We start from the raw sequence: 1,337 nt of genomic DNA, 5'->3' as shown, positions 1-1,337 counted from the left end.
TCATCGTCACCGCGCGCCTGTGGCTGCAGATCGGGTTCTACATGATCCTCTTCCTCGCCGGCATCCAGCGGATCAGCCCGACCCTCTACGAGGCGGCAGCGATCGACGGCGCCGAGGGGTGGAAGGTCTTCCGCCACATCACCCTGCCGCAGCTGCGGGCGACGTCCACCGCGGTGCTGCTGCTCCTGCTCATCAACGCCTTCCAGGCGTTCGACGAGTTCTACAACATCCTCTCGACGTTCGGCACCTACCCGCCGTATGCGCGGCCGCCGCTCGTCTACCTCTACTACACGGCGCTCGGCTCTGGTCAGGACTTCGGCCACGGCTCGGCGGGTGCCGTCATCCTGACCCTCATCATCGCGATCATCGCGGTGGTGCAGGGCCGCATCCTCCGGCTCGGCGACAGGGGCGAGTGATGGCGATCGTCCGCAGCAAGCGGCAGTCCCGCGTAGCGGGGTGGGCCCGCTACAGCGCCCTCGCGGTCGGGGCCGTCCTCTTCCTCATCCCCTTCTACCTGCTGCTGCGCAGTGCCTTCATGCGCGAGCAGGACCTCGGCTCGCCGGACTTCCACTGGCTGCCGCCGCAGTGGGAGACCGCCAACCTCACCGGCCTCTTCAGCAACCCGGCGATCCCGATGGCGCGCAGCCTCGTCAACTCCGGGCTCATCTCGGTGACCCAGACGGTCGCCGTGCTCGTCATCTCGGGGCTCGCCGGCTACGGCCTGGCCCGCATCCCGTACCGCTGGTCCAACGCCGTCTTCTACTTCATCACCGCGACGCTGCTCATCCCCGCGGCGGTGACCTTCGTGCCGAGCTTCGTCCTCGTCTCGACGCTCGGCTGGATCTCCACGCTGCGCGGCCTCATCATCCCGGGCCTGTTCCAGGCGCTCGCGACGTTCCTCTTCCGGCAGTTCTTCCTCGGCTTCCCCAAGGAGATCGAGGAGGCGGCCTTCATCGACGGCCTCGGCTACTGGGGCACGTTCTGGAAGATCGTCGTCCCGAACTCGATGGGTTTCGTCGCCGCGATCGGCACCATCACCTTCATCGGCTCGTGGAACGCCTTCCTGTGGCCGCTGGTCATCGGCCGCGACCAGGAGTCGTGGACGGTGCAGATCGCGCTGTCGACCTTCCTGACGGCGCAGTCGGTGCAGGTGAGCCAGCTGTTCATGGCCGCGCTCGTGGCGATCGTGCCGCTGCTGCTGATGTTCCTCTTCCTGCAGCGCTGGATCGTCGAGGGCGTCGAGCGCACCGGCATCGCCGGCGACTGAGCGCCCACCGAGGGCGTATGCCGTGTGCTCGGCTGCGCGGTCGGGCTCAGTCGCGCATCAGCGACTGGCC

2 protein-coding genes are annotated in these 1,337 nt (G+C 67.8%); both read left to right on the top strand.

The window, feature by feature from the left end:
- Positions 1-416, top strand: a 416-nt coding sequence (locus ABD194_RS19210) for a carbohydrate ABC transporter permease (RefSeq protein ID WP_343994470.1), incomplete at its 5' end; no start/stop codon positions are given.
- Positions 416-1,267 (top strand): carbohydrate ABC transporter permease, encoded by an 852-nt coding sequence (locus tag ABD194_RS19205; protein WP_343994468.1) that lies wholly within the window; start codon positions 416-418, stop codon positions 1,265-1,267. The genes ABD194_RS19210 and ABD194_RS19205, both read left to right, overlap by 1 nt.
- Positions 1,268-1,337: the final 70 nt, after the last annotated feature.

This window comes from Terrabacter terrae (assembly GCF_039529575.1).
Classification (GTDB): domain Bacteria; phylum Actinomycetota; class Actinomycetes; order Actinomycetales; family Dermatophilaceae; genus Terrabacter; species Terrabacter terrae.
Note: the sequence above shows the minus strand (reverse complement) of the source record. Positions and strands in the feature narration are given on the sequence as shown.